The sequence below is a fragment of the Pedobacter sp. Leaf194 genome (assembly GCF_001423945.1).
Classification (GTDB): Bacteria; Bacteroidota; Bacteroidia; order Sphingobacteriales; family Sphingobacteriaceae; genus Pedobacter.
On the sequence record NZ_LMPU01000001.1, the window covers coordinates 146601 to 172842 of the forward strand.

Genomic DNA, 26242 nt, shown 5'->3' on the forward strand with positions numbered 1-26242 from the left:
GTACCTGAAACCAAAAGTATTTCCGTTTATGTCGGGGCTAGTTAAACAAAGTATTGCTTTGCCGTCCTTAATTTTTTAATACATTTTGCATTTAATTCTATGGTTTGGGGAACCAAACTTTGTTTCTAAACCCGATAGAGCCGGGTAGCCCGCAGCGAGGTACGAGCAAGGCTACAGGCGATAGCGGGGCTACAAGCCGCCATGATCGCAGAACCAATATGATTTCTTTAGCACCTCAAATGCCCTTATTCTTCAATTGACTATGAAAGTACCTGCAACCAAAAGTATTTCCGTTCATTGCGGGGCGATTTAACAAACTATAAATTGATTTCCGCTTTACAATTGCAATATGCGGATACGGAGGCTTTGTGAGCAATTTGCGCTATCTTTGCACCTCAATGGAATACAATGTTCATACTTTACCGAACGGCATCCGCTTGTTGCATGTGCCATCGGCTTCGACAATATCTCATGCCTGCATAATTATTAACACGGGTTCTCGCGATGAGCCTGAAGGTAAGGCCGGGCTTGCGCATTTTATTGAGCACCTTATTTTTAAGCGTACCGAAAAACGCAGCACCAACCAAATCTTAAACCGCCTGGAAAGTGTTGGGGCAGATTTGAACGCATACACCACCAAAGAATATACCTGCGTTCACGCGTCCTTTTTAAACCCATATCTGGACAGAACACTGGATTTATTTAACGATATTATTTTCCACTCTACTTTCCCTGAGGAGGAAATGGACAAGGAAAAAAGCGTGATTCTGGATGAAATTGCTTCTTATCTGGACCAACCTGAAGAAGCCATTAATGACGACTTCGAAGACATGCTTTTCGCTGGTAACGCTTTAGGGAACAACATTTTGGGCACAACCGAAAGTGTGAGGCATTTTACCCGCAAAGATGTTATCGATTTCCGCAGGGCAAATTACCGCACCAACGAAATCGTTGTTGCCGTTTTAGGCAACTACAGTTTAAACGGTTTTTTTAAAAAAGGCAGCAAATATTTTGCGGACGTTGAAGAGAATGCGCCATCGCTGCACAGAACACGACCTGCTGTTTTAAACCCAACAAATACTACGATATATAAGCCAATTATGCAATCGCATTGTATTTTGGGCAAGCAAACCTATTCTACCTATGATGAACAAAAAGCTGGTTTAATGCTTTTAAATAATTATTTCGGCGGCAACGGCATGAGTTCGGTTTTAAATCTTCAAATCAGGGAGAAATATGGAATCGCCTACACAATAGAATCGAATTTTTCGCCATTAAGCGATAGCGGAATATTCTCGGTTTACTTCGGAACTGACAAAGAAAAACACACCAGGGCCTTATCATTAATTTTTAAAGAGATGAAGAGGTTGGTAGATAATCCGCTAAATCAACTGCAATTACAAAAAGCGAAAAACAAATTCATCGGACAAATTGCTTTAAGTGAAGAAAATAGGATTGGATTAATTATTTCGATGGCGAAAAGTCTTATCGACCATAATAAAATCGATTCGTTGGAGCAGGTTTTCGAAAAAATAAACAAGGTTACAACGAAAGAAATCGCCGAAATTGCCGATGAGGTTTTAAATCCTGAGGAGTTGAATGTTTTTACTTTCAGTCCAATACTGGAATAATTGTTATTTTTGCATTGTGAAATAATATTGGCCTGCCTGTAGGACTTTGTAAAATGATCACAAAATAACAGCTTTCGACAAGTTTAGGCTAACAAAAAGTTCAAATGAATACCCTCGGGCTCAATTGCCTGAAAGAAATACATTACAAATGAAATTACCAATAGTAGCATACGGAGACCCGGTTTTAAAGAAAATTGGAACCGATATTGATAAAGACTATCCTGAATTAAAAGAGCTGATTGCGAATATGTTTGATACCATGTATTATGCAAACGGCGTTGGTTTGGCTGCACCGCAAATCGGTTTGCCAATTCGTCTTTTTATTGTTGATACAGGCGAAGATGAAGATGGAAACCCGGGTTACAAACGGGTGTTTATAAATGCCCAGATTTTAGAAGAAACCGGCGAACCCTGGAACTTTAACGAAGGCTGCTTAAGCATTCCTGATATTCGTGAAAACATTATGCGCAAGCCAAACATTAAGGTTAAATACTTTGACGAAAACTGGGTTGAACATACCGATGATGTTGACGGAATGCCGGCTCGTGTGATTCAGCATGAGTATGACCACATTGAAGGAAAGTTATTTACCGATAAGGTAAGTATTTTGCGCAAAACGATGCTTAAAAGTAAGCTGGATGCGATTTCAAAAGGAAATATCAAAACAGATTATAAGATGAAGTTTCCGAATAAGAGCAAGAGAAGATAAAACTGATGGAAAATTAGAAAGGAAAATGGCAACGTTTTCCTTTTTTTTAATCTTCGTTTTCGCCCCGCTTCTTATCGCCATCAAAGATTTGCTGCATAAGCTTACCCCATGCAAAAGGATTCAGCAGGGGATTGGTTTGAACCATATTTTTGTTCACCATTCTATCAAAATTATAGCGGTAATTCTGGCTTCCAATTTCCCCGCCATCGCGTGGCAGACTTTGTATTAAGCCATTAATTGATGATTTAGAAAGGTTTCGCTTGGCAATCGCCAAATCATCATCAGCAAGTTTCATAGACAAAAATTCCCTGGTAAATTCTTCAGTTGTAGCCCATGGAAAAATGCGGACCGTTGGCAGGTTAATTACCTCTGATTGCAATTTAACCATAATGGTGTACTTACTATCTGGCGTGCTTTCGGGAATAATGGTTGAGAATTTTTTGTAACCAATCGCTGTAAAAAGAATCGTATCGCCAGGGTTTACAATGAAAGTGAAATAACCACGATAATCTGCACCAACCCGCCTGCTGTTGGCCGAAAGGTTGGTAATGGTAACATAAGGGATAACGTTACTGCTGTCAATATCAGTAATAATCCCTGAAAACTGGATAAGTTTATCCTTTGCAGGTTTCTGCTGTGCAAATGTGGCTACAGAAAAAAGAAGACAAATTAGGGTAACACAATATCTCATTAAGACAAAAGTAATTTTAATACTTAAAACCGCTTGTTAAATAGTGTTAATCTTGCTCCGCCATATTTACGGCAACTACCGATGTAATTTCAGGTACGGCTTTCATAATGGCCTGTTCAATACCGGATTTCATAGTCATAAAACTCATTGGGCAGGAGCCGCAATTGCCTAAAAGCTTAAGCTTTACCACGCCCTCTGATGTAATTTCTTCAACAGAAACATCACCTCCATCGGCCATTAAATATGGTCTGATAGTCTCTAATGCCTGTTCTACTTGTTCTGTTAAATTCATTATTTAATTTTTAAAATATAAAAATAGTAATTTTTTAGCAATTAGCCATTTGCGCATTACTAATGGAAATCTGCTGTGCTATCTTACTTGCAATATCACCGAATATCGTGTTTAGCTGGGCATTTTGGTTTAGGGCAACCGGTTTTCCACTATCTCCGGCTTCTGCAATACTTTGTATAATTGGAATTTCTCCTAAAAAGGGAACATCGAAGCGTTCTGCCAGTTTTCTGCCGCCGCCATTGCCAAAAATATAATATTTGTTATCGGGCAACTCTGCAGGGGTAAAGTACGACATATTCTCGATAACCCCTAAAACCGGAATGTTGATGCCAGGCATACGAAACATTGCTAAACCTTTGTGTGTATCTGCCAGCGCAACTTGTTGCGGAGTGGTAACCACAACAGCTCCTGAAATCGGGAAACTTTGCGTAATGGTGATGTGGATATCGCCTGTTCCTGGCGGCAGATCGACAATCAGATAATCGAGTTCGCCCCAGTTGGTATCATTAAATAGCTGCTTAACTGCGTTTGAAGCCATTGGTCCACGCCAAGGCACCGGCTGGCCTGGATCTGCAAAAAAGCCTAGCGAAAGCAGTTTAATGCCGTATTTCTCTATCGGAATAATTTTTGTTTTACCATCTGCAGTTTCCTCCGCTCCCGGCTTGGCATCAACCAAATCGAACATAGTAGGTACCGAGGGGCCATAAATATCGGCATCAATTAAGCCAACTTTTGCCCCATCTTTAGCAAGGGTAACCGCCAAATTACTGGCTACGGTAGATTTCCCTACCCCACCTTTACCCGATGAAACTAAAATAATGTTCTTGATATTATCTAATGATGAAGAATTGGTTGGCTGTGTTACCCGTGAAGTTACATTTATATTTACCTCCGCTTCGGCATTTACAAAATGTTTTATTGCATTTGTACATGCGTTTTTAAGCATTTCCTTCATCGGGCATGCCGGCGTAGTCAGCTCGAGGGTGAAGTTTACTTGTGTGTCAACTATCTGTAAATCCTTAATCATGTTTAAGGTTACCAGGTCTTTTTTAAGATCGGGATCTTCTACATTCTTTAAGGCATCTAAAACTTGTTGCGGGCTAATCTGCATCGTATTCATTTAAATTCAAAATTAACAAAACATAGCCACAAATACTTTTATTTAGGCTTTTAAACTGTAATTTTAACACGAAATAAACATTTAATTGTTACGTTTAAGCAATTAACCATTTTAACGACTGTATGCGCATACCTAAAATTAATATCCCTAAAAAATATTTAAAAATTGGAGCCTGGGTTTTAGGTATTTTTTTAATTGTTTGTGTCGCTTTAGGTGCGGTTGCGTACAGCAAAAGAGAAGCTTTGCTTAAAAAAATGGTTGCAAAAGCGATAGCAAAGGCAGATAAAGATTACGGCCTGGATGTTAAAATTGGCTCGGCAGGTTTTACGGGTTTAAGCACGGTGAAAATGACCGCAATTTCTGTGGTTCCAAAAGAACGGGATACCCTTTCAAACATTTCCGAACTTAGTGTAGGGGTAAAACTTTGGCCTCTTATTTTTGGTAATGTAAAATTAGCCGAACTCAAACTCAATAACGGCTTCGTTAATGTTGTGTTAAAAGATTCTACAACAAACATCGATTTCTTACTAAAAAGGAAGAAAAAAGACAGCACCGCTACAAAAAATAAAGTTAACCTGGCCGACATTGCCAGCAACATCCTTAATGAGGTTTTGTATAAAATACCTGATGACATGGATGTTAAAAACATGGTGTTCAAGCTAAATGACAACGATACGGCTAAATTGAGTTTTGCCACAGTGGCAACAATTGACGGCGGAGATTTAAAGTCGACGATAAATGTTAATGGAGGCGAAGCCACCTGGCATTTAGATGGAGAAGTTGACCCGGGAAATAAGCAATTAAGCATAAGTGCCTACGCCGACGGAAAAAAATTAGAATTGCCATATTTAAACAACAAACTCCACGCAAAATTAAGTTTTGATACTTTACAAACCGAACTGAAAAATGCAAGATATAGTGGCGATGACTATAAGATTTCGGGTTCATGGTCGGTTAAAAACATGCTGATAAACCAACCAAGGATTGCAAGTAATGATATCATTGTACAAAGCGCAAAACTAGATGCCGATGTGTTGGTGGGGCCGAATTATATTGCCTTAGATAGTACCTCAACAGCTTATTTAAAAAATGCTTCTATTCATCCCTTTGTTAAATATACCTTAGGAAAAAATAAAATCTACGAATTAAAATTAAATGCAGAAGAACAAGATGCGCAGTCTATTTTTCAAGCTTTTCCACAAGGCTTGTTCGAATCATTAGATGGCTTGAAAGTTCAGGGAAAAATAAAATATAACCTAAATTTTTACCTCGATACGGCAATTCCGGACAGTGTGAAATTTAGTTCTACCCTAACACCTGTAGATTTTAAAATATTACAATGGGGCAAAACCAATCTCCAAAAAATTAACAGTCCGTTTGTTTACACGCCTTACGAGTACGGAAAACCGATGCGTGACATCACTATTGGCCCCTCGAACCCTAACTTTACGCCCCTAAGTGCAATTTCTAAAAACTTTATAAATGCCGTGTTAACGGCAGAAGACCCCTCATTTTTTACGCATAACGGGTTTGTTGAGGAATCCATCCGCAAATCGATAGCGGTAAATTTTAAAGAGAAAAAATTTAAACGCGGCGGGAGTACCATAAGCATGCAACTTGTTAAAAACGTTTACTTAAGCCGCCAGAAAACGCTTGCCCGAAAAGCCGAAGAAATTTTGATTGTTTGGCTGATTGAACACAACCATTTGGTTAGTAAACAGCGCATGCTCGAAGTTTATTTTAATATTATGGAGCTGGGCCAGAATATATATGGAATTGGAGAGGCGGCAAGATATTATTTCGGGAAGCAACCTGCGGATTTAACCATCGGTGATGGTCTTTTTCTTGCCAGCATTGTTCCAAAGCCGAAGGCTTCTATGTACAAATTTATGGCCGATGGAAGTCTTAAACCATACATGTTCAACTATTTCAGGTTTATGGGCAATATTATGGCAAGGAGAGGCCTAACACCTTCTGATACATCAGGTTATGGTTTTTATAACGTTCGGTTAAGGGAAGGTTTACGCCAATATTTAGCACCAGATACGGCCGCTGTAGATACATCTGTTTTTGATAATGATGACGATGCAGATGTTGCGCCAGTTGTAATGCAGGACAAAAACAAAAATCTTTTCGACAGGATTTTTGGCGGAGGAAAAAAAGATACAGCAAACCGGACCGGGGTTAAACCAGCAGACACGGCAAAAACTAAAAAGCAGTTAAGGCAGGAACGGAGAGAACAACGACGATTAGAAAAGGAAATGGAAAAAAACCAATAGTTGCAATCTGCTTTCATTTTTCAACAACAAAAGATACTCATGAACAAAATAAAAGTAGAAGACAGGGAATTCGAAATTTTTCTGGAAAGCGATACGATAAGCAAAAGAATCAGACTGCTCGGTATCCAGATGAATGTTGATTACGAGGGGAAATGTCCATTATTTATCGGGATTTTGAATGGCAGCTTTTTATTTATGGCCGATTTAATCAAAGAAATTGACGTGCCTTGTGAGGTTGCCTTTATGCGTGTAGCATCTTATGAAGGTACATCGAGCTCTGGTGAAGTAAAAGAATTAATTGGTTTGCCTGATAATATTGAAGGCCGCGACATTGTAATTGTTGAAGATATTGTAGACACCGGTTTAACGCTGAGTCATATTATTAAAATCGTAAAGGAAAAAAAACCTGCTTCATTAAAGGTGAGTTCCCTGTTGCTTAAACCTGCGGCTCTGAAATATGAAATAGCCGAACTTGATTATATCGGTTTTGAAATTCCAAATGAATTTGTTGTTGGCTACGGCTTAGATTACAATGGACTTGGCCGCAATTTAACTGACATTTACAGAGCAACAGAAGCATAATTTTTTGAATTGTATTAATTTATTTTTCGCACCTTTGCCCAATAATTTCCAAACAGAATGACCATACATAAAGAAGGCTATACAACCATAGCTTTGAGCATATTATTTATCTTCATCATTAACGCATTTGTAGATTACAAATATTATGATGTAACCTGGTTGCGTTGGTTTATTTATATTTTTTCGGCTGCCTTATTTTTAATTGTTTTACAATTCTTCCGCAACCCAAGGCGTAGCTTTTCTGCCGGTGAGGATTTAGTTATTTGTCCTGCAGATGGAAAAGTTGTTGTTATCGAAGAAACTGAAGAGGGAGAATATTTTAAGGATAAAAGATTACAGGTTTCGATTTTTATGTCGCCGGTAAATGTTCACATCAACCGCAACCCAATTTCAGGTGTTGTGAAATTTTTTAAATATCACCCGGGTAAGTATTTAGCTGCCTGGAACCCTAAATCATCTACGGAAAATGAGCGCACAACAACCGTTGTAGAACATGAAAATGGCACGCCTGTACTTTTTCGTCAAATTGCCGGCGCTTTAGCCCGCAGAATTGTATGGTATGTTAAAGAAGGCGATCAGGTTGTACAAACCGAACAGTTTGGCTTTATCAAATTCGGCTCGAGGGTTGATGTATTCCTTCCGGTTGGAACAAAGGTTAATGTGGCCTTAAACGATGTTGTTAAAGGGGGAATCACAACCTTAGCAACTTTAGCTTAATTCTGAGCAGCCTGTTTATTTTGGCAAATTGAAAGGCTTTAGCTTATCATCCTGATAAAGGGATAATCCTTAAGCCTTTAATTAATCGGTTGTATCATTTCCAACTTCTTTTTCTGCTGTGGCCGAAGCTGCAGGCTTATCACTAATCAGCCTTTGGGTTGGGTACGCAAAATCGGATTTGTTACGCATTACGATTTCCATAATTTTGAAATTGATTTCCTGCTTTATGGATAAATAATCATTGTAGGCTGTAATTGAAACGAAATAAATAACTTCAATATTTAAAGCAGAATCACCAAAACCTTCAAAATACGCATTGCCGTCGTCGCTGGTATCCTGGTGTTCCCTAATGTATGTTCTTATCTCATCAACGATATTCTTAATGGTTTCGGCATTGGTTTCATAGGTTATTCCGAATGAAAATTTCACCCGCCTGAAATTCCTCAAACTCATGTTTTCCAAAACGCCATCTATCATCCCCTTATTCGGAATGGTTGCCATTGTTTTCTCGGTTGTACGGATAAGTGTACTCCTAAAACCAACCTTTTCAACTGTTCCTTCTACGCCATCAACTTTAACCAAATCGCCAACGGTAAAAGGTTTATCGAGGAAAATAGTGAAGGAGCCAAGTAAGTTTTCCAGACTCTCTTTTGCGGCCAGGGCAATCGCAATACCGCCGATTCCTAATCCGGTTATTAGGGTTAAAACATTAACCTCGAACACAAAACCCAAGAGCGTAAAAAAGCCAATAAAAACAACAATGGTTTTAAATAACTCTTTTAAAAACGGTACCAACTGGTCATCGGCTTTACTTTCCGTAAGCGATGCCTTATAAGTTAAAACATGCGAAATGAAATCTATAATCCGAAGGAAAATCCAGAAGATTGAAAGAATAATTAAAAACAAAAATATCCTGTCGATGCATTCGCCAATGGTTACCGGAATGTGTTCTTTAACTTTTCCAACTAATTTATTGAAATGAAAAACCGTTACCTCTAATGGATGTTTAAGTTGATTTATAGAGAGATACAGGGTAGAAAAAAGAATAAAGATTTCTATCGGTTTGAGCAGCAATCCGACAAAAGTTTCATCGTGATTTTGTTGCGAAAAGCTTTTAAATAACTTAAATAACAGTTTACTTAAAAGCTTTGATACAATGGTTTTGAACAGTAGGCCCAGCAAAAGAATAACGCTAAACAAACAGTAAGCTTTTACGGTATTGCCCCAAAAAGTTTGCTCAAAAAATGCTGAATCTAACATACCGGCTTTAAATTATTCGACAAATATAATGGAAACAAAAAAACCTCCACGATTTTGAATCGTGAAGGCTTATATCTTGTAATAAAGAATATTATTTTCTTAAAGATTTAATACGGGCAGCTTTACCAGTTAAAGCACGTAAATAGAACAATTTCGCTCTACGAACTTTACCATAGCTATTCACTTCCACTTTCTCAATGTTTGGAGAATTTACAGGGAAGATACGCTCTACACCCACACCGTTGCTCATTTTACGAACAGTGAAAGTTTCGTTTGCACCTGCACTGTTACGTTGTATAACAACACCCTGGTAAATTTGAACACGTTCTTTATTACCTTCGCGAATTTTATAGTGTACGCTCACTGTATCGCCAGACTTGAACGCAGGAAAATCTTTTTTCGCGATGGCCTGCTCTTCAACAAATTTTACTAAATCCATGATTTTAAGCTATTAAACCAACTTTCTTTACCTTGAAAATCGGATTGCAATATTAGGGAAATATTTTGATATAAAAAAGTCTAATTTAATTTTTTCCACAATCTTTTAGAATTCCACATTCCAATATGTTAAATGCTTCTATTCCAAAAGGTCAGGCCGGCGTTTCTGAGTACGCTCTAAAGCCTGTTCATGGCGCCATTCGTTTACTTTTGCTTCATGTCCGCTCAATAACACGTCGGGCACTTTATGTCCACGCCAATCTGCTGGCCGGGTATAAACAGGCGCATCTAAAAGCTCTCCTTGAAAACTGTCAGAAAGGGCAGAAGTCTCATCATTTAAAACTCCGGGAATCAAACGAACCACAGCATCTACCACAATCGCAGCGGGCAGTTCTCCGCCACTTAAAACATAATCGCCAACAGAAATCTCTCTGGTTACAAAAATGTCTCTTATGCGCTGATCTATCCCCTTATAATGACCACATAAAATGATGATGTTTTCTTTTATTGAAAGTTCGTTCGCTGTACTTTGGTTTAGGGTAACTCCATCAGGCGTCATAAAGATAATTTCGTCGTAATTTCGCTCTGCCTGAAGTTTTTCAATACAGGCTGCGAAGGGCTCGATGCTCATAACCATACCGCTACCACCTCCATATTGATAATCATCTACACTTTTCTGTTTATTGGTTGCGTAATCACGAAGATTATGCAAAACAATTTCAGCAATACCCTTCTTTTGCGCCCTTTGTAAAATAGAATGGGCAAACGGACTTTCCAGTAAAGCGGGCAAAACGGTTATAATATCGAAACGCATAGGTCAAATTTAGGGTTTAATTTTCAAGATAAATATCCAGCAAACCTTCAGGCAAGCCAAGCGTTAGGATTTTCTCCTCATCGTCAATTTCAATAATGAAATCCTCATTAAGCGGAAACAGAATTTCAGTTCCGTTGTATAAAACCGTTGCAATAAACTGTTGAGGGTATTCATTTACTTCAATAATTTCGCCAAGCTCGCCTAATGTTTCATCTATAGCGGTAAAGCCCTTCAAATCCGTGTAAAAAAATTCGTTTTCATCACGTTCGGGCTTTTGGGCAATCGGTAAATAGAGCTTCTTTTTTAACAACTCCTGAGCCTTATCGATATGATCTACATCGTCAAAATTGAAATAGCCCGTTTTATTGGCTTGTAGTTTTGCAGATGAAACGAAGTAAGGCACAAGTTTGCCGTTCATATCTGCGAAAACGACATCGAATGTTAATTGCTCATACTCGTCAAATTCAAAGAAAACCTGAACCTCACCTTTCAGCCCCCTGCTTTTTGTAACGTAGCCTATATAAAATGCTTCTTCGTGTTTCATAAACCTGCAAATTCAGTATTGATAACGATTACGAGCCTGACTGGTCATCAGGTGTAATCTGCTGTCGAGTATCGGTCTTGATGCATAGCTTCCAATAACGACACCCGATAAAAATCTCTTTATATAAAAATAGCGCTCCGAAATTCGGAACGCTATTTTTCAAAACAAAATAATAAAAATTATTCTGCGCCTTCTTCTTTAGTTTCAGCTGCAGGAGCTTCTTCAGTTGCTTCAGCTTCAACAGCTGGTGCTTCTTCAGTAACTTCTTCTTCAGCAACTGGTGCATTTTTGGCTGCGATAGCGGCTGCTCTATCTTCTTTTTTCTTAGCTTCAGCAGCAAGAGCTGTTTTACGAGCGTCTGCCTTTGAAGTAGCTAATCCTTCTGATTTACCAGAAATTTTACCTGCTTTAGCATCTAACCAAGCAGTGAATTTCTCATCAGCTTGTTCTTGAGTTAAAGCACCTTTTTTAACACCACCTTCTAAGTGTTTTTTGTACAAAACGCCTTTGTAAGATAGGATGGCACGAGCTGTATCAGTAGGCTCAGCACCTTTGTTAACCCAAGCTAAAGTTTTTTCGAAGTTAATTTCGATAGTTGCAGGATTGGTGTTTGGGTTATATGAACCTAAACGCTCAATAAATTTACCATCACGTGGAGCACGTGAATCTGCTACTACTACGTGGAAAAAAGGTTTTCCTTTTTTACCGAATCTTTGCAATCTGATTTTGGTTGCCATTTCTTTTTTTGTTTATGTATACAACATATTCCCGGAACTTCGTGTTGCGGGCTGCAAAGATAAAAAAAATCTGCAAATTAAAAACATAGTTTAATTTGTTTATTTTCAGGAGATTTGCCTCCTAATATTTGCAGATAGAATATGGAAAGAATTGCCATTGATATGGACGAGGTTATTGCCGATGCCCTTGGGAAATTTATTAAACTTTACAATAGAGATTACAACGTGCCGCTGGATTTGAAAATTGATGCCGGCAACGAAATTTATCACCATGTTCCACAAGATGTAAACCAAAAATGGTTTGAATACATAAATGAGCCTGGCTTTTTTCGGGATTTAGACGTTATTGCCGACAGTCAGCGTGTGATTAAAGCTTTACAACAAAAATACGATGTTTACATTGTTTCGGCTGCCATGGAATTTCGCAACTCTCTGGTAGATAAATACGATTGGCTGGAGGAGCACTTTCCTTTTATCGACTGGCAACACATTATTTTCTGCGGAAATAAAATTATTCAAGCGGATATTATTATTGATGACCGTACCAAAAACTTCGTTAATTTCCAGGGGAGGCCTTTACTTTTCACTTCACCACATAATTTATTGGTTACAGAATATGAACGCGTAAACACCTGGGAAGAGGTGGCGGCATTGCTGCTTTAAAAATTTTTCTATTGGTTTTTTAGCTGAGTGATGAGCTAGATTTAAACTTTTTTAAGCGAGGCAAGAACATTTAAGCGATGTTTAAATGTTCTTGCCTTGCTTAAGGCTTTTTTTTGAGGCTCTAACTAAAAGTTAAACTCTCCAACCAGATTTCCCTCCCTATTACCCGAAGCTATTGGCAACACAATTACTTTTCTTTGTTGCTTCCCGGTTGCATAACGGGTATAAATTTCTGCAGTTACGGTTGTTGGTCCACTGATGTTAATTTGCCTGTCGCCAAAATAATTTACCTCTATTTTATATTTGCCTTTTACGGCTTTCTTAATCATAAACTGCTCTGGCCCATATCCTGAAGTAAAATCATTGCTAATGCGGCCACCAATTTTGGTTCTGCTGTTTCCATAATAACCTTTTTCACCTGTCGGGTCAGTTAACCACAAATCAATATCAGTATCATTTTTATTCCAGCTTAACACCACACGCACATCAACAGGTAACGGTTGAATTAACCTTTTATCAATTCCTTTTACATTTAGTTTATTACCATGTTTGGCAATCAGGTTGTTGATTTCAGGAATGATAATCTCTTCAATGCCCTCATTGCTGTCGGATGTTTGAGCACTGTAGCTTTGAGTTAGTACCTTATATAAATTATCAAGCGATTTTTGGTACTGACCATTATCGGCCAGCGCCAAAGCATAATCGCGATAGCTTTGCGCATCCATGGGGCGCCATTGCAACACTTTGTGGGTTACAAAAAGTTCCTCTCTATAATTTCCTGTTTGTTTTAATTTATAGGCCAGGGTTTTGTATAAATCGGCATTTTCCAGATCTAAATCGGCAATGTTGCTTAGAATAGTTAGTGCCCTTACGCTGTCTTTTTTTGAATAAAACCAGTTGGCAACATCAAAATAAAACATTGGCGTGGTTATATAATCCGGGCGCATTTTTAAATAAGATTGATAAGCGCTATCTGGTTTTCCAACCATATTTTTCATGTAATCTTTATCGCTTTTAAATTCAGGTATAATAATTTCAGGCTGTGTTTCTACATTTCTGGCTGTGTTTTTATTTTGAATGTTTAAGCCTGCAATACGACCTTGCAGGGGCGAGTTTACGCCATCGGCCTGAGGTCTAACTACAGCTATTGCGCTTGTGGTTTCCATTCGCTTTGCTTGTGCAGCATAACCAACTATTACAACTTCGTTTAATGACTTCTCTTCGTCCAGTTTGCCAATACCAGAACTTGCAGGAGGGCTGCTTTTGGGCCTAGCCGGCGGCGGTACTACAGCGACAACGTCTCTCGCCGGCACGCCATTTTGTACCGCCCTTCGAATTGCGGGCGCAGGCTCCACCATTGCGATCGGTGCCGGAGTCGGGTAATCATCTTGCTTCTTTATGGGTTCTTTATCATAAAAATTTGTGTTCCACCAGGTCTTCAAATCCTTACTCATTGCAACTGCAGTATTTAGCAAATCAGTTTTACGCTCTAGAATGTCGACCCTGCGCTGCTTTAAAACAGACTCGTACGCGGTGCGCAATTCTGCCGGTGGTGTAATGTCATAGCGCAAATAATCTTCGAAATTTTCTAAAACAATAAGACTTGTATTCCTTGTTACGATTCCAAATTGCTTGCCTAAAACACTAATATCATCTTTATTCTCTTCGTACTGAATATCCATTTCAGAGATTTTCTTTTGCGCCCAAACCCTGCTTATATCCATGCTGTTTAAAGCATGTTCAGTTGCATTGATGCGAATGGTTTGAGATGCAACTACCGTGGTTCCGTAGCCAAACTGAAGAACAAACTCGGTATTTAAGCCGTTCAAAATTCCGGCTACAGAAAAGTGTCCGTTTACGCTTACCTGCATAGATGGGTAGCTTTGGCGAATATCAGACCCGTTTTTTATGCCCAAAAATTGTAGATTCTGCTGATTCAAATGCTTAAAACCTTCGCTTACTGAAACTGAATTTAAGTTTATAAACTGACCGCCTGTTTTTAGGCTGATGTATTTTAAGGTGCTAAAATCGGCCTTGAGTGATGTATTTATGCAATGAACCGGCTTAACTAAAGCCAGGGTATTGTTACCGAAGGTTGATAAGCCATCACTAAAAAAAAGATATTCATCAGCCGGTAAGTGCAGGGCATTTACAGCGCTAAAGTTTGTACCGCCATCATAAACCAAGCTTTCCAATTTCGCTTTTAATGATGCCCAGTTTCCGTTTGTGATGTTAAAAGTTCCGCCATTTTTAAAATTGTTATTTAACAGGCCTAATTCTATGGTTAGGTTTTGTTTCTCATTTATAATTAATCCCAAAAGTTCCAACTCCTTTTCAACATCTCGCTGCAAACCACTTAAAGAAGTATCCCAGATTAAACCGATTTGATTTGCCCATTGTCTTGGGCGGCTTTGGGTTTTTGGGAAAACGTTTACCAGAAAATAATAGCCGTTGGATGCTTTCTGCATTTGCACTTCAGGCAAATCATTTCTTTTAGGGAGATTAATTATTAAACCGTTTTTGGGTTGATAATTGGTTTTGTTGATTTCGCCAACATAGGTATTTCCGTTGGCCTTTAAATCGAAGCTGCCGTCTGGTAATTCGCCAAGTTCAGGTTTAATAATGCTTTCATAAACAGTTGTTTTTAGGGAGAAATTCTCTATGGGCTGACTATAATCTAAAGGCAAATGGTACCGTAAAGCATTACCGCTACTAAAATTGAGTTCTTCTTCGTAGCCGACAATTATAGTCCGGCTGCCGTGTGCGGGTAAAGGATATATTCTTGTTCGAAAGTTATTGCCCTCAACTTTTTCTAACAAACCGGGGTCTACTCTACGCCGTTCGATACTTTCAAACACTTCAGTCGCTTTTGCTTTTTCAACAGGAACGGCTTCACGCATCTTACCGTTTATATCTAACGCGTATCGGCTAATGCTTACACCTTCAGGCATTGGAAAAGTAAGTTCTCCTTCTAAAATCCGGCTACTGCTGTTATGAAAAGTCATCGTCATAACGGTGGTTGCAATATTTCCGGTGATTTGAACATCGATACTTATTTTTTTAAGCTTAACAGCTTCCTTTTCCTGCGCTGTTTCGGCTTGCTGAATTTTCAGTACAGGCATTTGCGCCTGTGAAAAAAATGCAAGTAAAATTAGGGAGATAGTGATTAGGGTTTTAGATGGCTTCATAACAGTTGGTCTTTTTTAAACTGATGCAAATCTTGTTAGGATTACATAAATTTATTTTTGTACCTGGTTGCGGTTGAAGCGGAAATAGCACCAAAAACCAAATTTAAACAAACCTGATAGCAATGTAAAGCGTAGCAATTTTTTCTATTGCGCAGCTTGAAATGAATAGCAGGAGAGGTGGAACAGATGGAAAACAGAACCTTGCTTTTCGAAAAAAAAATGTAACATTTGGTTGAGAAACCGTTCTAATACTAAAAAAAATCAACCTATGTTAGTAACCACAACGCCTTCTGTTGAGGGCACAAAAATTGTAAAATACATTGGTCTTGTTACCGGAGAAACAATTATCGGGGCAAACATTTTTAAAGATTTATTTGCCGGAATACGGGATATTGTTGGCGGCCGCTCCAGCGCTTATGAGCAGGTTTTAAGGGAAGCTAAAGATACCGCCGTAAACGAAATGCAACAGTATGCCGCAGCACTTGGCGCCAATGCAATTGTTGGTGTAGACTTGGATTATGAAACCGTTGGAACAGGCGGGAGCATGCTTATGGTAACTGCAAGCGGAACTGCTGTAATCCTCGAAAATTTGTAGAGCTATCGGATGTCCGGATTGCGGCCCGAACATCCGATAGTTGATTTAAAAGGATAATATATCGATTAGTTTTATCCAGGTAGAGCTTACTTTTTCTGCATCGATGTGTTTAATCGCGTGGTCGAACGGGGTAAAAACCATTTCGCGGTTTACCTGACCGGCCATTACGCCACGTTCGCCATTTATTAAACCTTCTACCGCCGATACACCCAACCTGCTGGCTAAAACCCTATCCATACAAGTGGGTTTACCACCACGTTGGATGTGGCCGAGTACAGAAACTTTCGTATCGTAATGCGGGTATTTTGACTGGAGAATTTCACCAACTTTGAAAGCACCACCAGCGTCATCTCCTTCGGCTACAATGATAATTTTTGATGATTTATCTTTACGGCTGTGTTCGAGTTTATGCAACACATCTTCTACACCCATATTGGCTTCAGGAATAAGAATTGCTTCAGCGCCAACGCCAATACCGCTTCGAAGGGCAATTAGGCCGGAATCCCGACCCATAACCTCGACAATGAAAAGCCTGTCGTGAGATTCGGCAGTGTCTCTGATTCTATCAACCGCATCTATAACGGTGTTTATAGCCGAATCGTAGCCAATTGTAAAATCGGTACCCGCCAAATCGTTATCGATAGTGCCTGGTAAACCAACAATTGGAAAATCGAACTCATTTGCAAAAACATTTGCGCCGGTAAACGTTCCATCTCCACCGATGACAACAAGCGCATCGATGTTCCTGTTTTTTAAATTATTGTAAGCAGTTTTTCTTCCTTCAGCGGTTCTGAAAGCTTCGCTACGTGCTGTTTTTAAAATTGTACCTCCACGCTGTATAATGTTCGCCACCGATTTGCGATCCATAGGCATACAATCGTCTGTGATTAGGCCCTCATATCCACGAAGGAAACCTGTTACTTCAATATCATAATAAATTGAGGCTCTAACAACAGCCCTAATTGCGGCGTTCATGCCCGGAGAATCCCCTCCGGAGGTTAAAACACCAATGTTCTTTATCTTATTCATTTGTTTGTTTCTTAGCAAATTCTGAAAGTCCTTTATCCAGATATTGCAAATATTTGTCAATGTTAAATTCTACTCCGATTGGAGGAGAAACTAATTCTTTTTCATCGGTACCCAAAAGTACATAATAAGGTTGCGAAATTGTATTAAATCTTTCTGCCTGCAGGTGTTTAAACTTTTTACCTACCGTATTTACCTTGGTTGATAGTATTTTGGAATAGAATTGTTCGCCTTCTGGCAAAGCTGTTTTATCATCAGTGTATAAAGACACAACAATATAATCTTCCTTTAACTTTCTAAGCACCCGCGGATCTGACCAAACTTTTGCTTCCATTTCCCGACAATTAACGCAACCGTGGCCAGTAAAATCGAGGAAAAGTGGCTTCTTGTTTTCTTTAGCGTAAGCTAGTGCTTCCTGATAGTCAAAGAAACCATCAATTTTTAAGGGAATTTCCAAAAAGTCGGCATACTTTCTTTTTGGGTGTGTTATTGTTGAATCGACTATGGTTCCGCTCTCCTGGTTCAATACAAAATCTTGCGTTGACAGTGGTGGCACCAAAGCGCTAACTGCCTTTAATGGAGCGCCCCACAAACCAGGAATCAAATAAAACGCAAATACAAATGCTGCACCGCCTAAAAATAATCTTGGAATGGATACGTATTTCAAATCACTATCGTGAGAGAACTTTATTTTTCCTAATAAATAAAAACCCAAAATGAAGGCAATTACAACCCAAATGGCAATAAAAACTTCTCTGTCTAAAATTCCCCAATGGTAGGCCAGATCTGCCGTTGATAAAAATTTTAAAGCCAGAGCGATTTCAATCAGACCTAAAACAACCTTTACTGCATTTAACCAGCCACCAGATTTTGGTAGTGAAGTCATCCAGCTAGGGAAAATTGCAAACACTACAAATATTAAAGCCAGTGCAAGGGAGAAACCGAACATACCCATAACCGGTGCTAAAAAGCCCCCGGTTTGCCCAACGGTTACCAATAAGGTGCCGATAAGTGGCCCGGTGCATGAGAAGGAAACTACCGCTAGCGTAGCTGCCATAAAAAATATTCCGGTTAGGCCTTTGGAATCTGATTTAGAATCCATTTTGTTCACAAATGAACTAGGTAGCGTAATTTCGAAAGCGCCTAAAAACGATATCCCGAAAATTAGTAATATTAAAAAGATAAATACATTGAAGAAGCCATCGGTAGCTAGCTCATTTAAAGCACTTGCACCAAATATTAAGGTAATCAGCAAGCCTAAAACCACATATATTACAATGATAGATACGCCATAAATTATGGCTCCCTGTATTCCTTTGCCTTTGGATTCGGCTCGTTTTGTAAAATAGCTTACTGTTAATGGCACCATGGGGAAAATACATGGAAGCAAAAAAGCAATCAGGCCAGCGATGAAGCCTGCGGCAAATATGGAAAGGAGTGATTTCGATGAACCGGTCTCTACAGGTTTTTCATTTGCTGTTTTAACAACCGCCACTGTTTCATGCTTAGCTGCAGAATCTTTAACCACGCTGTTTGCTGCGCTATCTTGTGCGGAGCCTACCTCCGTAAACTGGATATCATCTGGCACAGATGTGGTTGTGTCTTGCTTTGTATTGGCAAAACTTTTTGAAGCCGGCAACGCAAAAAATATTGCAGTCAGCATAAGTAACAATAAAACCCTTTTCATGTGTGTGTGTTTATTCTGGCGAAAATACACAAAACGATGATGTAAAAGAAAGCGAACTGGAGATTTTACTTTAAACAGAAAGAGTTCCGAATGTTCGGAACTCTTTCTGTTTGTGGATATTATTATTTAACCGGAATGCTAAACTCAACTTCCTCTGGCGGAAGGCATTGGCGATCATTACAAACCATAAACTCAACTTTACCTTTTACCGCAGTAACGCCTTTGTTAAGCTTTATTTTTTGCTGAAAAATTACCTGATCTTCAAAATAGCTAACATTCATTTTAAATGTGTCTTCGTATTTTACGATCGCTTTTGGTTCTGCAGTTTTACCAACCAGGCTGAAATCTTTTGAAGGTGAAAATGTGAAAGTCGTTTTTACAGGTCCGCCACTTTTTACGTTTTGAGAATAAATATGCCATCTGTCTTCAATAGACGCTTTTATGTATAAAGTAGCTTCAGTTTTACTCGTCTTTTTAGCGACGTAAGCCCATGTAACTGGTTTTTCGATTTGGGCGAATGCCCCCGCAATGGTAAATAAAACCAGCGACAATACTAAGGTGATTTTTTTCATTATGTGTTTAATTTGTGTGTATGTATTCTATTTCTTTAAAATTGAACGTAAATAAGTTACCATCAATTTCCATATTTAGCAAGCCGTTATCTTCCACGCCTCTAATTATTCCTTCAAAAACCCTACCATTCTGACGATAGCCGGCGCTTAGGTTATAGTTCAACAGGCATTTCAAATATTGCTGATGTAGAAACTCGTACTTTCCTGATTTCAAATTTAGATAGTATTTTTCCATATAAACGAATATTTTAGTCATAACAAACTCTAAATCTGCTTCTTTATGTAAAATTTGAAATAAAGATGTTGCTTTGGCGCCTAAATGTCCGGTAAAGTTCTGTTGGTTTATATTTAACCCTATTCCAATAACCGCTGATTTAATGGTTGAACCTGTCAGTGTGTTTTCTATAAGTATGCCACCAAGTTTCTTTTTATTGTAATAAATATCATTAGGCCATTTTACCATTACCGGGTGCGGAAGAAAATCAGAAAGGGCTTCAGATACTCCTAAACTTACAGCCATATTTAAATAAAACTGCTTTTTTAGGGGCAAAAAAGATGGTTTTAAATAGATGCTTGCGCTGATATTTTTACCCGGTTCGGTTTGCCAAACGCTTTCCTGCTGTCCTCGTCCGGCAAACTGATGATCTGCCATAATTACAGTACCTTCGGGTAATGGCTCGGAATTTGAAGTCAGTTTCTTTAAATAGTTATTAGTAGAATCAACCTCTTTTAATTTGATGAAATTTTGACCAACAAATAGTGTCGAAAAAGTGTTATTTTGCAAGTGTTGAATTTATATTATTGTAATTCCAAAATTAAAGCATTTTAATGGTAAAAAAGAAAATAGTAGCCCTTTCTACATACCTTTCTGAGTTGGCCGTACACGGCATACAAGAGAAAAAAGGAGAAGATATTGTGCGGTTGGACCTCAAAAACATTCATACATCAGTAGCGGATTATTTCATTATTGCGAGCGCAAATTCTGCAACGCAGGTAAAAGCTATTGCCGATAGTGTAGAAAAGGAAATATATAAAGCCACGCAAACAGACCCAAGACATAAAGAAGGTTTTGAATCTGCTGATTGGGTAATTTTAGATTACTTTGATGTGGTTGTGCACATCTTTAAAACCGAAAAGCGCCACTTTTATGGCATAGAAGAATTATGGGGCGATGCCGAGAGCACAAATTACCAGAGCGCCTAACCATAACCACACCTTTTGAACGAAACAAATGAACGATAATCAAAATACAAACGAAAACGGCAAACCCGGTAAAAAGTTGCCAAATATTCCTAAAAAGCCCCAGAAACCTTCAAAATTTAATATTTTTTGGGTTTATGCTGCCATAATAATCGCTATTGTTGCTGCACAGTTCCTGTTCACAACAGAAGGCGGAAAAGAAGTATCTTACAGAACGTTTGAAACGCAAATGCTTTTAAAAGGCGATGTAGAAAAGATCATTTCTTACAAATCTGATGATATTGTAAAAGCAGAGGTTTACATAAAAAAAGACAGTTTAAATAAGCCAGAATATAAACAGTTTAAGAGTACAAGCACTTTCAATAATAATACGGGCCCAACAGCTTACTTTATTGCTGGCTCGCCGGATGCACTTGATAAGTTACTTGCTGATTCGCAAAAAGATATTCCAAGCAACCAACGAATTTTGGCGCAGCCAACAACAAAAAATAACCCGCTTGCAAGTTGGTTCTTAACCATTATTGTACCGGTGTTGTTACTAATCGCCTTCTGGATTTTTATGATGCGCCGTATGGGCGGTGGTGCAGGTGGCGGCGGCCAGATTTTCAACATTGGCAAATCGAAGGCAACGCTTTTTGATGAAAAAAACGATGTTAAAACAACTTTCAAAGATGTTGCGGGCTTAGAAGGCGCCAAAGAAGAGATACAGGAAATCGTTGAATTCTTAAAAAATCCTCAAAAATATACCGTGCTTGGGGGTAAAATACCAAAGGGTGCTTTGCTTGTTGGTTCGCCGGGTACTGGTAAAACTTTATTAGCAAAAGCGGTTGCCGGAGAGGCTCAGGTTCCATTCTTCTCATTATCGGGTTCTGATTTCGTAGAGATGTTTGTAGGCGTTGGTGCTTCGAGGGTTAGAGACTTATTTAAGCAGGCTAAAGACAAATCTCCATGTATTATTTTTATCGATGAGATCGACGCTATTGGTCGTGCCCGAGGTAAAAATGGTGTAATGGGTGGTAATGATGAGCGTGAAAACACCTTAAACCAGTTATTGGTAGAAATGGATGGTTTCGGAACTAACACACATGTTATTATTTTAGCGGCAACAAACCGGGCCGATGTCTTGGATAAAGCTTTATTAAGAGCAGGCCGTTTTGATAGACAAATTTATGTTGACTTACCAGATGTTCGTGAGCGTAAGGAAATTTTCGAAGTTCACTTGAAGCCAATTAAAATGGCCGAGGGTTTAGATACAGAATTCCTTGCAAAACAAACTCCGGGATTCTCTGGGGCAGATATTGCCAATGTTTGTAATGAAGCTGCTTTAATTGCAGCAAGAAAAAACAAAACAGCGGTTGATAAACAAGACTTTTTAGATGCTGTTGATAGAATTGTTGGTGGTTTAGAAAAGAAAAATAAAATTGTAACCCCGTCTGAAAAAAGAGCCATTGCAATTCATGAAGCCGGCCACGCTACCGTAAGCTGGATGCTTGAACATGCAGCGCCTTTAATTAAAGTTACCATTGTTCCCCGCGGCCAAAGTTTAGGTGCAGCCTGGTATTTACCAGAAGAGCGGTTAATTGTTCGTCCGCACCAAATGCTTGATGAAATGTGTGCAACAATGGGTGGCCGTGCAGCAGAGAAAGTTATCTTCGACACGATTTCTACAGGTGCGTTAAGCGATCTTGAAAAAGTAAATAAGCAAGCCAGAGCAATGATTACCATTTATGGTTTGAATGAAAAACTTGGTAACATTACTTATTACGATTCTTCAGGCCAGAACGAATACAACTTTAATAAGCCATATTCTGAAGAAACAGCTCTTTTAATTGATAAGGAAATATCTGCATTAATTGAGAGTCAGTACCAGAGAGCCATTAATCTGCTTCAGGAAAATAAAGATAAATTGGTTCAACTTGCCGATATCTTAATTGATAAAGAAGTATTATTTAAAGACGATTTGGAGAACATTTTCGGCAAACGTCCTTTCGGTGCAGAGATTACTGAAGAGCTGGCCAAAGGCGGAACAAACAACGTTCCTCCGGTAGAGGCTTAATTTTAAGCCAAAAGGGCTTTTAAAACAAAACATTTATGCATAAGTTTGAAACCTCGGATGTAAAAAATCCGGGGTTTTTATTTTTTAAGAGATGGCAGATAATACAACGGCGAAAGAGCAAATTTTAAAGAAGATAAGAAAAGCGCTTTTAGAAAAACGTGAAAATCCTTATCCTAATTTGGAAGAAACTGCGCTGTATAAAAAAAACACGGATGAATTAGAGGTGTTGTTTGCCGAACAGCTTACCGCAGTATCCGGCAATTTCATCTTTTGTGAAGACGGTATAGATTTTATCGAAAATATGCTTCAGCTTGCGGATAAATTCAAGTGGCGAAAAATTTATTGCTGGGAACCTGAATTGCAGGATTTTCTGGCCAAATACGAATTTCCATTCTACCAAACAGATAAAGACTTTGAACAGGCAGAGGTTGGTATTACGATGTGCGAAGCGCTAATTGCCCGAAACGGCAGCGTTATGGTGACTAATGAAAGCGCAGCCGGAAGGAGATTAAGCATTTTCCCGCATCACCATATTGTTATTGCCCGAACAAGCCAACTGGTTTTGGATTTAAAAGATGCTTTTCAGCTTTTAAAAAATAAATACGGAAGTCAAATTCCCTCGATGATCAGCAACATAACCGGACCAAGCCGAACGGCAGATATTGAAAAAACGTTGGTGTTAGGCGCACATGGCCCAAAGGAGCTTTTTGTATTCCTTGTTGACGATTTTTCTTAAATTATTTTCATTTCTAATTTATTAAATATATTTTTATACTACATACCGTTTTAGTATGCGGTATTATAATTATGAGCGCAACAATAAATACAGTTATTATCGGCACGGGCAGCTATATTCCCGAGAACATTATTACCGGTGATGAATTTTTAAACTCGACGTTTTTTGAGAACGGAAATCGTTTAGAAAAAGAAAATGCTGAGATTATCCATAAGTTCTCAGAAATTACTGAAATTGTTGAACGCCGCTATGCTTGTCCGGAACAATTGAGCAATGAAATTGGAGCCATAGCAGCAGAAAAAGCAATTGAAAATGCCGGCATAGATAAGGAAACGCTGGATTACATTATATTTTGCCACAACTTTGGCGACATTCCATTAAGCAGCAACCGCATTGATATTTTGCCGGCGCTCGCATCTAAAGTAAAGCAGAGACTAGGCATTTCAAACCCGGATTGCGTTGCTTACGATATTATTTTCGGTTGTCCAGGCTGGGTACAAGGCAGTATTCAGGCAGATTACTATATTAAAAGTGGCGATGCGAAGAGGGTACTTGTTATTGGAGCTGAAACGCTTTCGCGTATTATCGACCCGCACGATAGAGATAGCATGATATTCTCGGATGGTGCCGGAGCCGTAATTTTTGAGGGTGTTACAGCCGAAGAAAAAACGGGTATACTTGCACACAAAACAGAAACGCATGCATTGCAACATGGCGGTTTGTTAACAATGGGAAGAAGTGCTCATCCGGATGAAGATAATGGCAATCTTTACCTGAAAATGAATGGCAGAAAGCTTTATGAATTCGCCGTTATACAAGTTCCGCAGGTAATTAAAAAAGCAATTGACAAAGCTGGCTTATCCATTGAAGATGTAAACATCGTATTTGTTCATCAGGCAAATGGAAAAATGGACACTGCAATTATGAAGCGTCTATTTAAATTGTACGGCTCGGATGAGGTACCCGAAAACCTGGTTCCGATGACAATTAGCTGGCTGGGAAATAGCTCGGTAGCCACCGTACCAACGCTTTTAGATTTAGTGCTAAAAGAGCAGGTAAAAGGATATAAAGTTAAGCAAGGCGATGTGGCTGTGTTTGCTTCAGTTGGAGCCGGAATGCATATAAACGCTTTTGTTTATCGGTTTTAAAAGCCCAGCCTCTTAATGCCCGCCTTTGCCTGGCTTTCTATACTGTTTTCATATTCGTGATTTTTCATTGAAATGGCCGTATTAAAAGCTTCTTTAGCTTTGGCTTTATTTCCTTTTTTCTCGTAAACTTTGCCCATCTGCAAAGCAGAATTCGATGCAAAGTAATATTTAAGGTTTTTACCTTGCGAAATGGCTGCCTGATAGTAAGTTAGTGCCTGGTCATCTTTACCTAAATCATCAAATATTCTTCCCATTCTGTAGCTAAAATCGGTCTTGTCTTTATCGGTAGCGTAATCTGTAGCCTGTTTATCATTTAACAACTGAGCTGCCTTTGTTAAATAGCCACCATCATATAAGAATCTGGCCTTAAGCAAATCTACAGGCGGGGCAGGTGCCGAAGCTTCATTTTGAGCTTGTTTATCCTTTTCATTATAAGTGTAGCCAGATTTAATGGCTTTTGAAATAAGAGATGTATAATTCGACTTATCGCCTTTAAGCAGCGCAATCCAGGCAAGGTGGAGGTTTGCATCTTTAATGTAGTTTGCACCTTTATTGCTTTGTAAAAACTTATTGAAATAGTTTGATGCAGATAAATCCAGCTTATTCAGGTGCGCAACTCCTTCCAGGTAATCTAAGTAGGGAAATGGCTGATAAACGCCGCCTTCTGGCCTTTTAGCTAAAATAGTAATCGCCTCATCGTTATGGGCGGTTTTAATGCAGACGTAACTCTGCAAATACGATTTTAAAAGGCTCGTATCGGCAATTCGTTCTGTAAATCTCATCGTTTTTGAGTACGCAGAAGGACTATGAGCCACATCGGTTAGCACATACGCATAATAGAAAACCACTTCTTCGTAAAACGGTTCGTAGGTTGATTTGGGAAGGCCGTCGGCAAGTTTATCCAGCATGGATAGTCCTTTTTCCATATTGCCTTTAATGCCAAAAGTTGCCAGCGTGCTTTTTAGAGCGCCATCTGGCAGGTTACCAAGCACGGTATTTATAAGGCCAAGGCCTTTATTATTTAACAAGAATCCGGGAAATTTCTTAGCATTATCCTGCAACATAGCGTTTGCTTTTCGAATCTCCATTGCTGCGTTAAAATACTCGCCAAATCTTCCTCTTATCAAAGCCCACTGTAAATTAATTTCGGCCTGGGCATATAGGTAGTAGGGCGAATTTTTATCATCATCGCTTATTTTATCAAGCCTAACAGATTTGTTTGCTTTAAGCTTGTCGAAGTCCGTTTTGCTGCCTGAGGTGATAAGCGTAAAGTAATCTACATAGTTTTCGAGCAAAAAGATGATCGAATTGTTCGGGTGTTGTTTTTTTTCTGTTGAGATGTATGCCTTTGCATTTCCTAATTTTAGTTCGAAAATACTTTTGTAAGCATTTAAGCAGTTGGTATTAAAGTCGAAATTGGCAAAAAGCGCCTGTGTGTTGAAAAAAATTAAAAGAAACAGAACAGATAGGAATCGTAAGCTTTTGGTCATTTGTGTTATCAATCAAATATTTTCCTTTATGCACAAATACTGTACCCATTTAAATAATTTTAAAAGA

The 26242-nt window shown here is 38.8% G+C and carries 25 protein-coding genes; 11 read left to right on the forward strand and 14 right to left on the reverse strand.

Going from position 1 to position 26242, the window contains the following annotated elements; translation table 11 throughout:
• Window positions 1-398 precede the first annotated feature (398 nt).
• Window positions 399-1631, forward strand: coding sequence for a pitrilysin family protein (locus ASG14_RS00700; protein WP_056869155.1), 1233 nt, complete (start codon window positions 399-401; stop codon window positions 1629-1631).
• Window positions 1632-1779: 148 nt separating this feature from the next.
• A complete protein-coding gene (gene def, locus ASG14_RS00705; RefSeq protein ID WP_056869156.1) occupies window positions 1780-2340 on the forward strand; it encodes a peptide deformylase in 561 nt (186 codons plus the stop codon).
• Window positions 2341-2386: 46 nt separating this feature from the next.
• Here the strand turns inward: def and ASG14_RS00710 are convergent, their stop codons facing one another.
• Genes ASG14_RS00710 through ASG14_RS00720 form a run of 3 tightly spaced genes read right to left on the reverse strand, consistent with a single transcriptional unit; the run spans window position 2387 to window position 4434 of the window.
• Complete coding sequence (locus ASG14_RS00710) at window positions 2387-3031, reverse strand: hypothetical protein (protein ID WP_056869157.1); 645 nt, start codon at window positions 3029-3031, stop codon at window positions 2387-2389.
• A gap of 46 nt (window positions 3032-3077) precedes the next feature.
• Window positions 3078-3323, reverse strand: a complete 246-nt coding sequence (locus ASG14_RS00715; RefSeq protein WP_056869158.1) for a NifU family protein — start codon at window positions 3321-3323, stop codon at window positions 3078-3080.
• Between the two features lie 34 nt (window positions 3324-3357).
• The gene (locus tag ASG14_RS00720) at window positions 3358-4434 is read right to left on the reverse strand and encodes an Mrp/NBP35 family ATP-binding protein (protein WP_056870183.1); all 1077 of its coding nucleotides are present in this window, start codon (window positions 4432-4434) and stop codon (window positions 3358-3360) included.
• Between the two features lie 131 nt (window positions 4435-4565).
• On the opposite strand from ASG14_RS00720, the gene ASG14_RS00725 reads away from it, so the two are divergent.
• From ASG14_RS00725 to ASG14_RS00735, 3 genes are read left to right on the forward strand one after another with little or no spacing between them, the layout of a single operon-like run.
• Complete coding sequence (locus tag ASG14_RS00725) at window positions 4566-6722, forward strand: transglycosylase domain-containing protein (RefSeq protein ID WP_056869159.1); 2157 nt, start codon at window positions 4566-4568, stop codon at window positions 6720-6722.
• A 39-nt stretch (window positions 6723-6761) separates the two neighbouring features.
• Window positions 6762-7304, forward strand: coding sequence for a hypoxanthine phosphoribosyltransferase (gene hpt, locus ASG14_RS00730; RefSeq protein ID WP_056869160.1), 543 nt, complete (start codon window positions 6762-6764; stop codon window positions 7302-7304).
• A 57-nt stretch (window positions 7305-7361) separates the two neighbouring features.
• Entirely contained in the window at window positions 7362-8021 is a 660-nt protein-coding gene (locus tag ASG14_RS00735) for a phosphatidylserine decarboxylase family protein (RefSeq protein WP_056869161.1), read from the forward strand.
• Between the two features lie 81 nt (window positions 8022-8102).
• Here the strand turns inward: ASG14_RS00735 and ASG14_RS00740 are convergent, their stop codons facing one another.
• From ASG14_RS00740 to ASG14_RS00760, 5 genes are all read right to left on the reverse strand, one after another.
• Complete coding sequence (locus ASG14_RS00740) at window positions 8103-9281, reverse strand: mechanosensitive ion channel family protein (protein ID WP_056869162.1); 1179 nt, start codon at window positions 9279-9281, stop codon at window positions 8103-8105.
• Between the two features lie 91 nt (window positions 9282-9372).
• Complete coding sequence (gene rplS / locus ASG14_RS00745) at window positions 9373-9720, reverse strand: 50S ribosomal protein L19 (RefSeq protein ID WP_056869163.1); 348 nt, start codon at window positions 9718-9720, stop codon at window positions 9373-9375.
• Between the two features lie 138 nt (window positions 9721-9858).
• Window positions 9859-10533 carry a tRNA (guanosine(37)-N1)-methyltransferase TrmD gene (gene trmD, locus ASG14_RS00750; protein ID WP_056869164.1) on the reverse strand — a complete coding sequence of 225 codons (675 nt, stop codon included), beginning with the start codon at window positions 10531-10533 and terminating at the stop codon, window positions 9859-9861.
• A 16-nt stretch (window positions 10534-10549) separates the two neighbouring features.
• Complete coding sequence (gene rimM / locus ASG14_RS00755; protein WP_056869165.1) at window positions 10550-11077, reverse strand: ribosome maturation factor RimM; 528 nt, start codon at window positions 11075-11077, stop codon at window positions 10550-10552.
• Window positions 11078-11256: 179 nt separating this feature from the next.
• Window positions 11257-11814: a 30S ribosomal protein S16 gene (locus ASG14_RS00760; RefSeq protein ID WP_056869166.1), complete on the reverse strand. Its 558-nt coding sequence runs from the start codon at window positions 11812-11814 to the stop codon at window positions 11257-11259.
• A 141-nt stretch (window positions 11815-11955) separates the two neighbouring features.
• Between ASG14_RS00760 and ASG14_RS00765 the strand changes: the two genes are divergently transcribed.
• Window positions 11956-12477: a 5'-3'-deoxyribonucleotidase gene (locus tag ASG14_RS00765; protein ID WP_056869167.1), complete on the forward strand. Its 522-nt coding sequence runs from the start codon at window positions 11956-11958 to the stop codon at window positions 12475-12477.
• Window positions 12478-12602: 125 nt separating this feature from the next.
• On the opposite strand, the gene ASG14_RS00770 is transcribed toward ASG14_RS00765, so the two are convergent.
• Window positions 12603-15665, reverse strand: a complete 3063-nt coding sequence (locus ASG14_RS00770; RefSeq protein WP_056869168.1) for a VIT domain-containing protein — start codon at window positions 15663-15665, stop codon at window positions 12603-12605.
• Between the two features lie 268 nt (window positions 15666-15933).
• Between ASG14_RS00770 and ASG14_RS00775 the strand changes: the two genes are divergently transcribed.
• A complete protein-coding gene (locus ASG14_RS00775) occupies window positions 15934-16260 on the forward strand; it encodes a heavy metal-binding domain-containing protein (protein WP_056086323.1) in 327 nt (108 codons plus the stop codon).
• Window positions 16261-16305: 45 nt separating this feature from the next.
• Here the strand turns inward: ASG14_RS00775 and pfkA are convergent, their stop codons facing one another.
• From pfkA to ASG14_RS00795, 4 genes are all read right to left on the reverse strand, one after another.
• Window positions 16306-17289, reverse strand: a complete 984-nt coding sequence (gene pfkA, locus ASG14_RS00780) for a 6-phosphofructokinase (protein WP_056869169.1) — start codon at window positions 17287-17289, stop codon at window positions 16306-16308.
• On the reverse strand, window positions 17282-18973 hold the full coding sequence (locus ASG14_RS00785; protein WP_056869170.1) for a protein-disulfide reductase DsbD: 1692 nt from the start codon (window positions 18971-18973) through the stop codon (window positions 17282-17284). The genes pfkA and ASG14_RS00785 overlap by 8 nt, the downstream gene beginning before the upstream one ends.
• A 122-nt stretch (window positions 18974-19095) precedes the next feature.
• Window positions 19096-19545, reverse strand: a complete 450-nt coding sequence (locus ASG14_RS00790) for a protein-disulfide reductase DsbD domain-containing protein (protein ID WP_056869171.1) — start codon at window positions 19543-19545, stop codon at window positions 19096-19098.
• Window positions 19546-19552: 7 nt separating this feature from the next.
• On the reverse strand, window positions 19553-20329 hold the full coding sequence (locus ASG14_RS00795; protein WP_056869172.1) for a biotin--[acetyl-CoA-carboxylase] ligase: 777 nt from the start codon (window positions 20327-20329) through the stop codon (window positions 19553-19555).
• A gap of 44 nt (window positions 20330-20373) precedes the next feature.
• On the opposite strand from ASG14_RS00795, the gene rsfS reads away from it, so the two are divergent.
• The 4 genes from rsfS (at window position 20374) to ASG14_RS00815 (ending at window position 24685) form a co-directional block, all read left to right on the forward strand.
• Complete coding sequence (rsfS, locus tag ASG14_RS00800) at window positions 20374-20748, forward strand: ribosome silencing factor (RefSeq protein WP_056869173.1); 375 nt, start codon at window positions 20374-20376, stop codon at window positions 20746-20748.
• 28 nt (window positions 20749-20776) lie between these two features.
• Window positions 20777-22801, forward strand: coding sequence for an ATP-dependent zinc metalloprotease FtsH (gene ftsH / locus ASG14_RS00805; RefSeq protein WP_082491278.1), 2025 nt, complete (start codon window positions 20777-20779; stop codon window positions 22799-22801).
• 91 nt (window positions 22802-22892) lie between these two features.
• Entirely contained in the window at window positions 22893-23537 is a 645-nt protein-coding gene (locus ASG14_RS00810) for an LUD domain-containing protein (RefSeq protein ID WP_056869174.1), read from the forward strand.
• Window positions 23538-23608: 71 nt separating this feature from the next.
• The gene (locus ASG14_RS00815; RefSeq protein ID WP_056869175.1) at window positions 23609-24685 is read left to right on the forward strand and encodes a 3-oxoacyl-ACP synthase III family protein; all 1077 of its coding nucleotides are present in this window, start codon (window positions 23609-23611) and stop codon (window positions 24683-24685) included.
• Here the strand turns inward: ASG14_RS00815 and ASG14_RS00820 are convergent.
• Window positions 24682-26175 carry a tetratricopeptide repeat protein gene (locus ASG14_RS00820; protein WP_056869176.1) on the reverse strand — a complete coding sequence of 498 codons (1494 nt, stop codon included), beginning with the start codon at window positions 26173-26175 and terminating at the stop codon, window positions 24682-24684. The two genes, ASG14_RS00815 and ASG14_RS00820, sit on opposite strands and share 4 nt — an antisense overlap.
• Between the last annotated feature and the right edge of the window lie 67 nt (window positions 26176-26242).

Bases quoted from the DNA above. Each gene is read 5' to 3' on its own strand.
- ASG14_RS00700 (WP_056869155.1), top strand. From the start codon at position 399: ATGGAATACAATGTTCATACTTTACCGAACGGCATCCGCTTGTTGCAT.
- def (WP_056869156.1), top strand. From the start codon at position 1,780: ATGAAATTACCAATAGTAGCATACGGAGACCCGGTTTTAAAGAAAATT.
- ASG14_RS00710 (WP_056869157.1), bottom strand. From the start codon at position 3,031: ATGAGATATTGTGTTACCCTAATTTGTCTTCTTTTTTCTGTAGCCACA.
- ASG14_RS00715 (WP_056869158.1), bottom strand. From the start codon at position 3,323: ATGAATTTAACAGAACAAGTAGAACAGGCATTAGAGACTATCAGACCA.
- ASG14_RS00720 (WP_056870183.1), bottom strand. From the start codon at position 4,434: ATGCAGATTAGCCCGCAACAAGTTTTAGATGCCTTAAAGAATGTAGAA.
- ASG14_RS00725 (WP_056869159.1), top strand. From the start codon at position 4,566: ATGCGCATACCTAAAATTAATATCCCTAAAAAATATTTAAAAATTGGA.
- hpt (WP_056869160.1), top strand. From the start codon at position 6,762: ATGAACAAAATAAAAGTAGAAGACAGGGAATTCGAAATTTTTCTGGAA.
- ASG14_RS00735 (WP_056869161.1), top strand. From the start codon at position 7,362: ATGACCATACATAAAGAAGGCTATACAACCATAGCTTTGAGCATATTA.
- ASG14_RS00740 (WP_056869162.1), bottom strand. From the start codon at position 9,281: ATGTTAGATTCAGCATTTTTTGAGCAAACTTTTTGGGGCAATACCGTA.
- rplS (WP_056869163.1), bottom strand. From the start codon at position 9,720: ATGGATTTAGTAAAATTTGTTGAAGAGCAGGCCATCGCGAAAAAAGAT.
- trmD (WP_056869164.1), bottom strand. From the start codon at position 10,533: ATGCGTTTCGATATTATAACCGTTTTGCCCGCTTTACTGGAAAGTCCG.
- rimM (WP_056869165.1), bottom strand. From the start codon at position 11,077: ATGAAACACGAAGAAGCATTTTATATAGGCTACGTTACAAAAAGCAGG.
- ASG14_RS00760 (WP_056869166.1), bottom strand. From the start codon at position 11,814: ATGGCAACCAAAATCAGATTGCAAAGATTCGGTAAAAAAGGAAAACCT.
- ASG14_RS00765 (WP_056869167.1), top strand. From the start codon at position 11,956: ATGGAAAGAATTGCCATTGATATGGACGAGGTTATTGCCGATGCCCTT.
- ASG14_RS00770 (WP_056869168.1), bottom strand. From the start codon at position 15,665: ATGAAGCCATCTAAAACCCTAATCACTATCTCCCTAATTTTACTTGCA.
- ASG14_RS00775 (WP_056086323.1), top strand. From the start codon at position 15,934: ATGTTAGTAACCACAACGCCTTCTGTTGAGGGCACAAAAATTGTAAAA.
- pfkA (WP_056869169.1), bottom strand. From the start codon at position 17,289: ATGAATAAGATAAAGAACATTGGTGTTTTAACCTCCGGAGGGGATTCT.
- ASG14_RS00785 (WP_056869170.1), bottom strand. From the start codon at position 18,973: ATGAAAAGGGTTTTATTGTTACTTATGCTGACTGCAATATTTTTTGCG.
- ASG14_RS00790 (WP_056869171.1), bottom strand. From the start codon at position 19,545: ATGAAAAAAATCACCTTAGTATTGTCGCTGGTTTTATTTACCATTGCG.
- rsfS (WP_056869173.1), top strand. From the start codon at position 20,374: ATGGTAAAAAAGAAAATAGTAGCCCTTTCTACATACCTTTCTGAGTTG.
- ftsH (WP_082491278.1), top strand. From the start codon at position 20,777: ATGAACGATAATCAAAATACAAACGAAAACGGCAAACCCGGTAAAAAG.
- ASG14_RS00810 (WP_056869174.1), top strand. From the start codon at position 22,893: ATGGCAGATAATACAACGGCGAAAGAGCAAATTTTAAAGAAGATAAGA.
- ASG14_RS00815 (WP_056869175.1), top strand. From the start codon at position 23,609: ATGAGCGCAACAATAAATACAGTTATTATCGGCACGGGCAGCTATATT.
- ASG14_RS00820 (WP_056869176.1), bottom strand. From the start codon at position 26,175: ATGACCAAAAGCTTACGATTCCTATCTGTTCTGTTTCTTTTAATTTTT.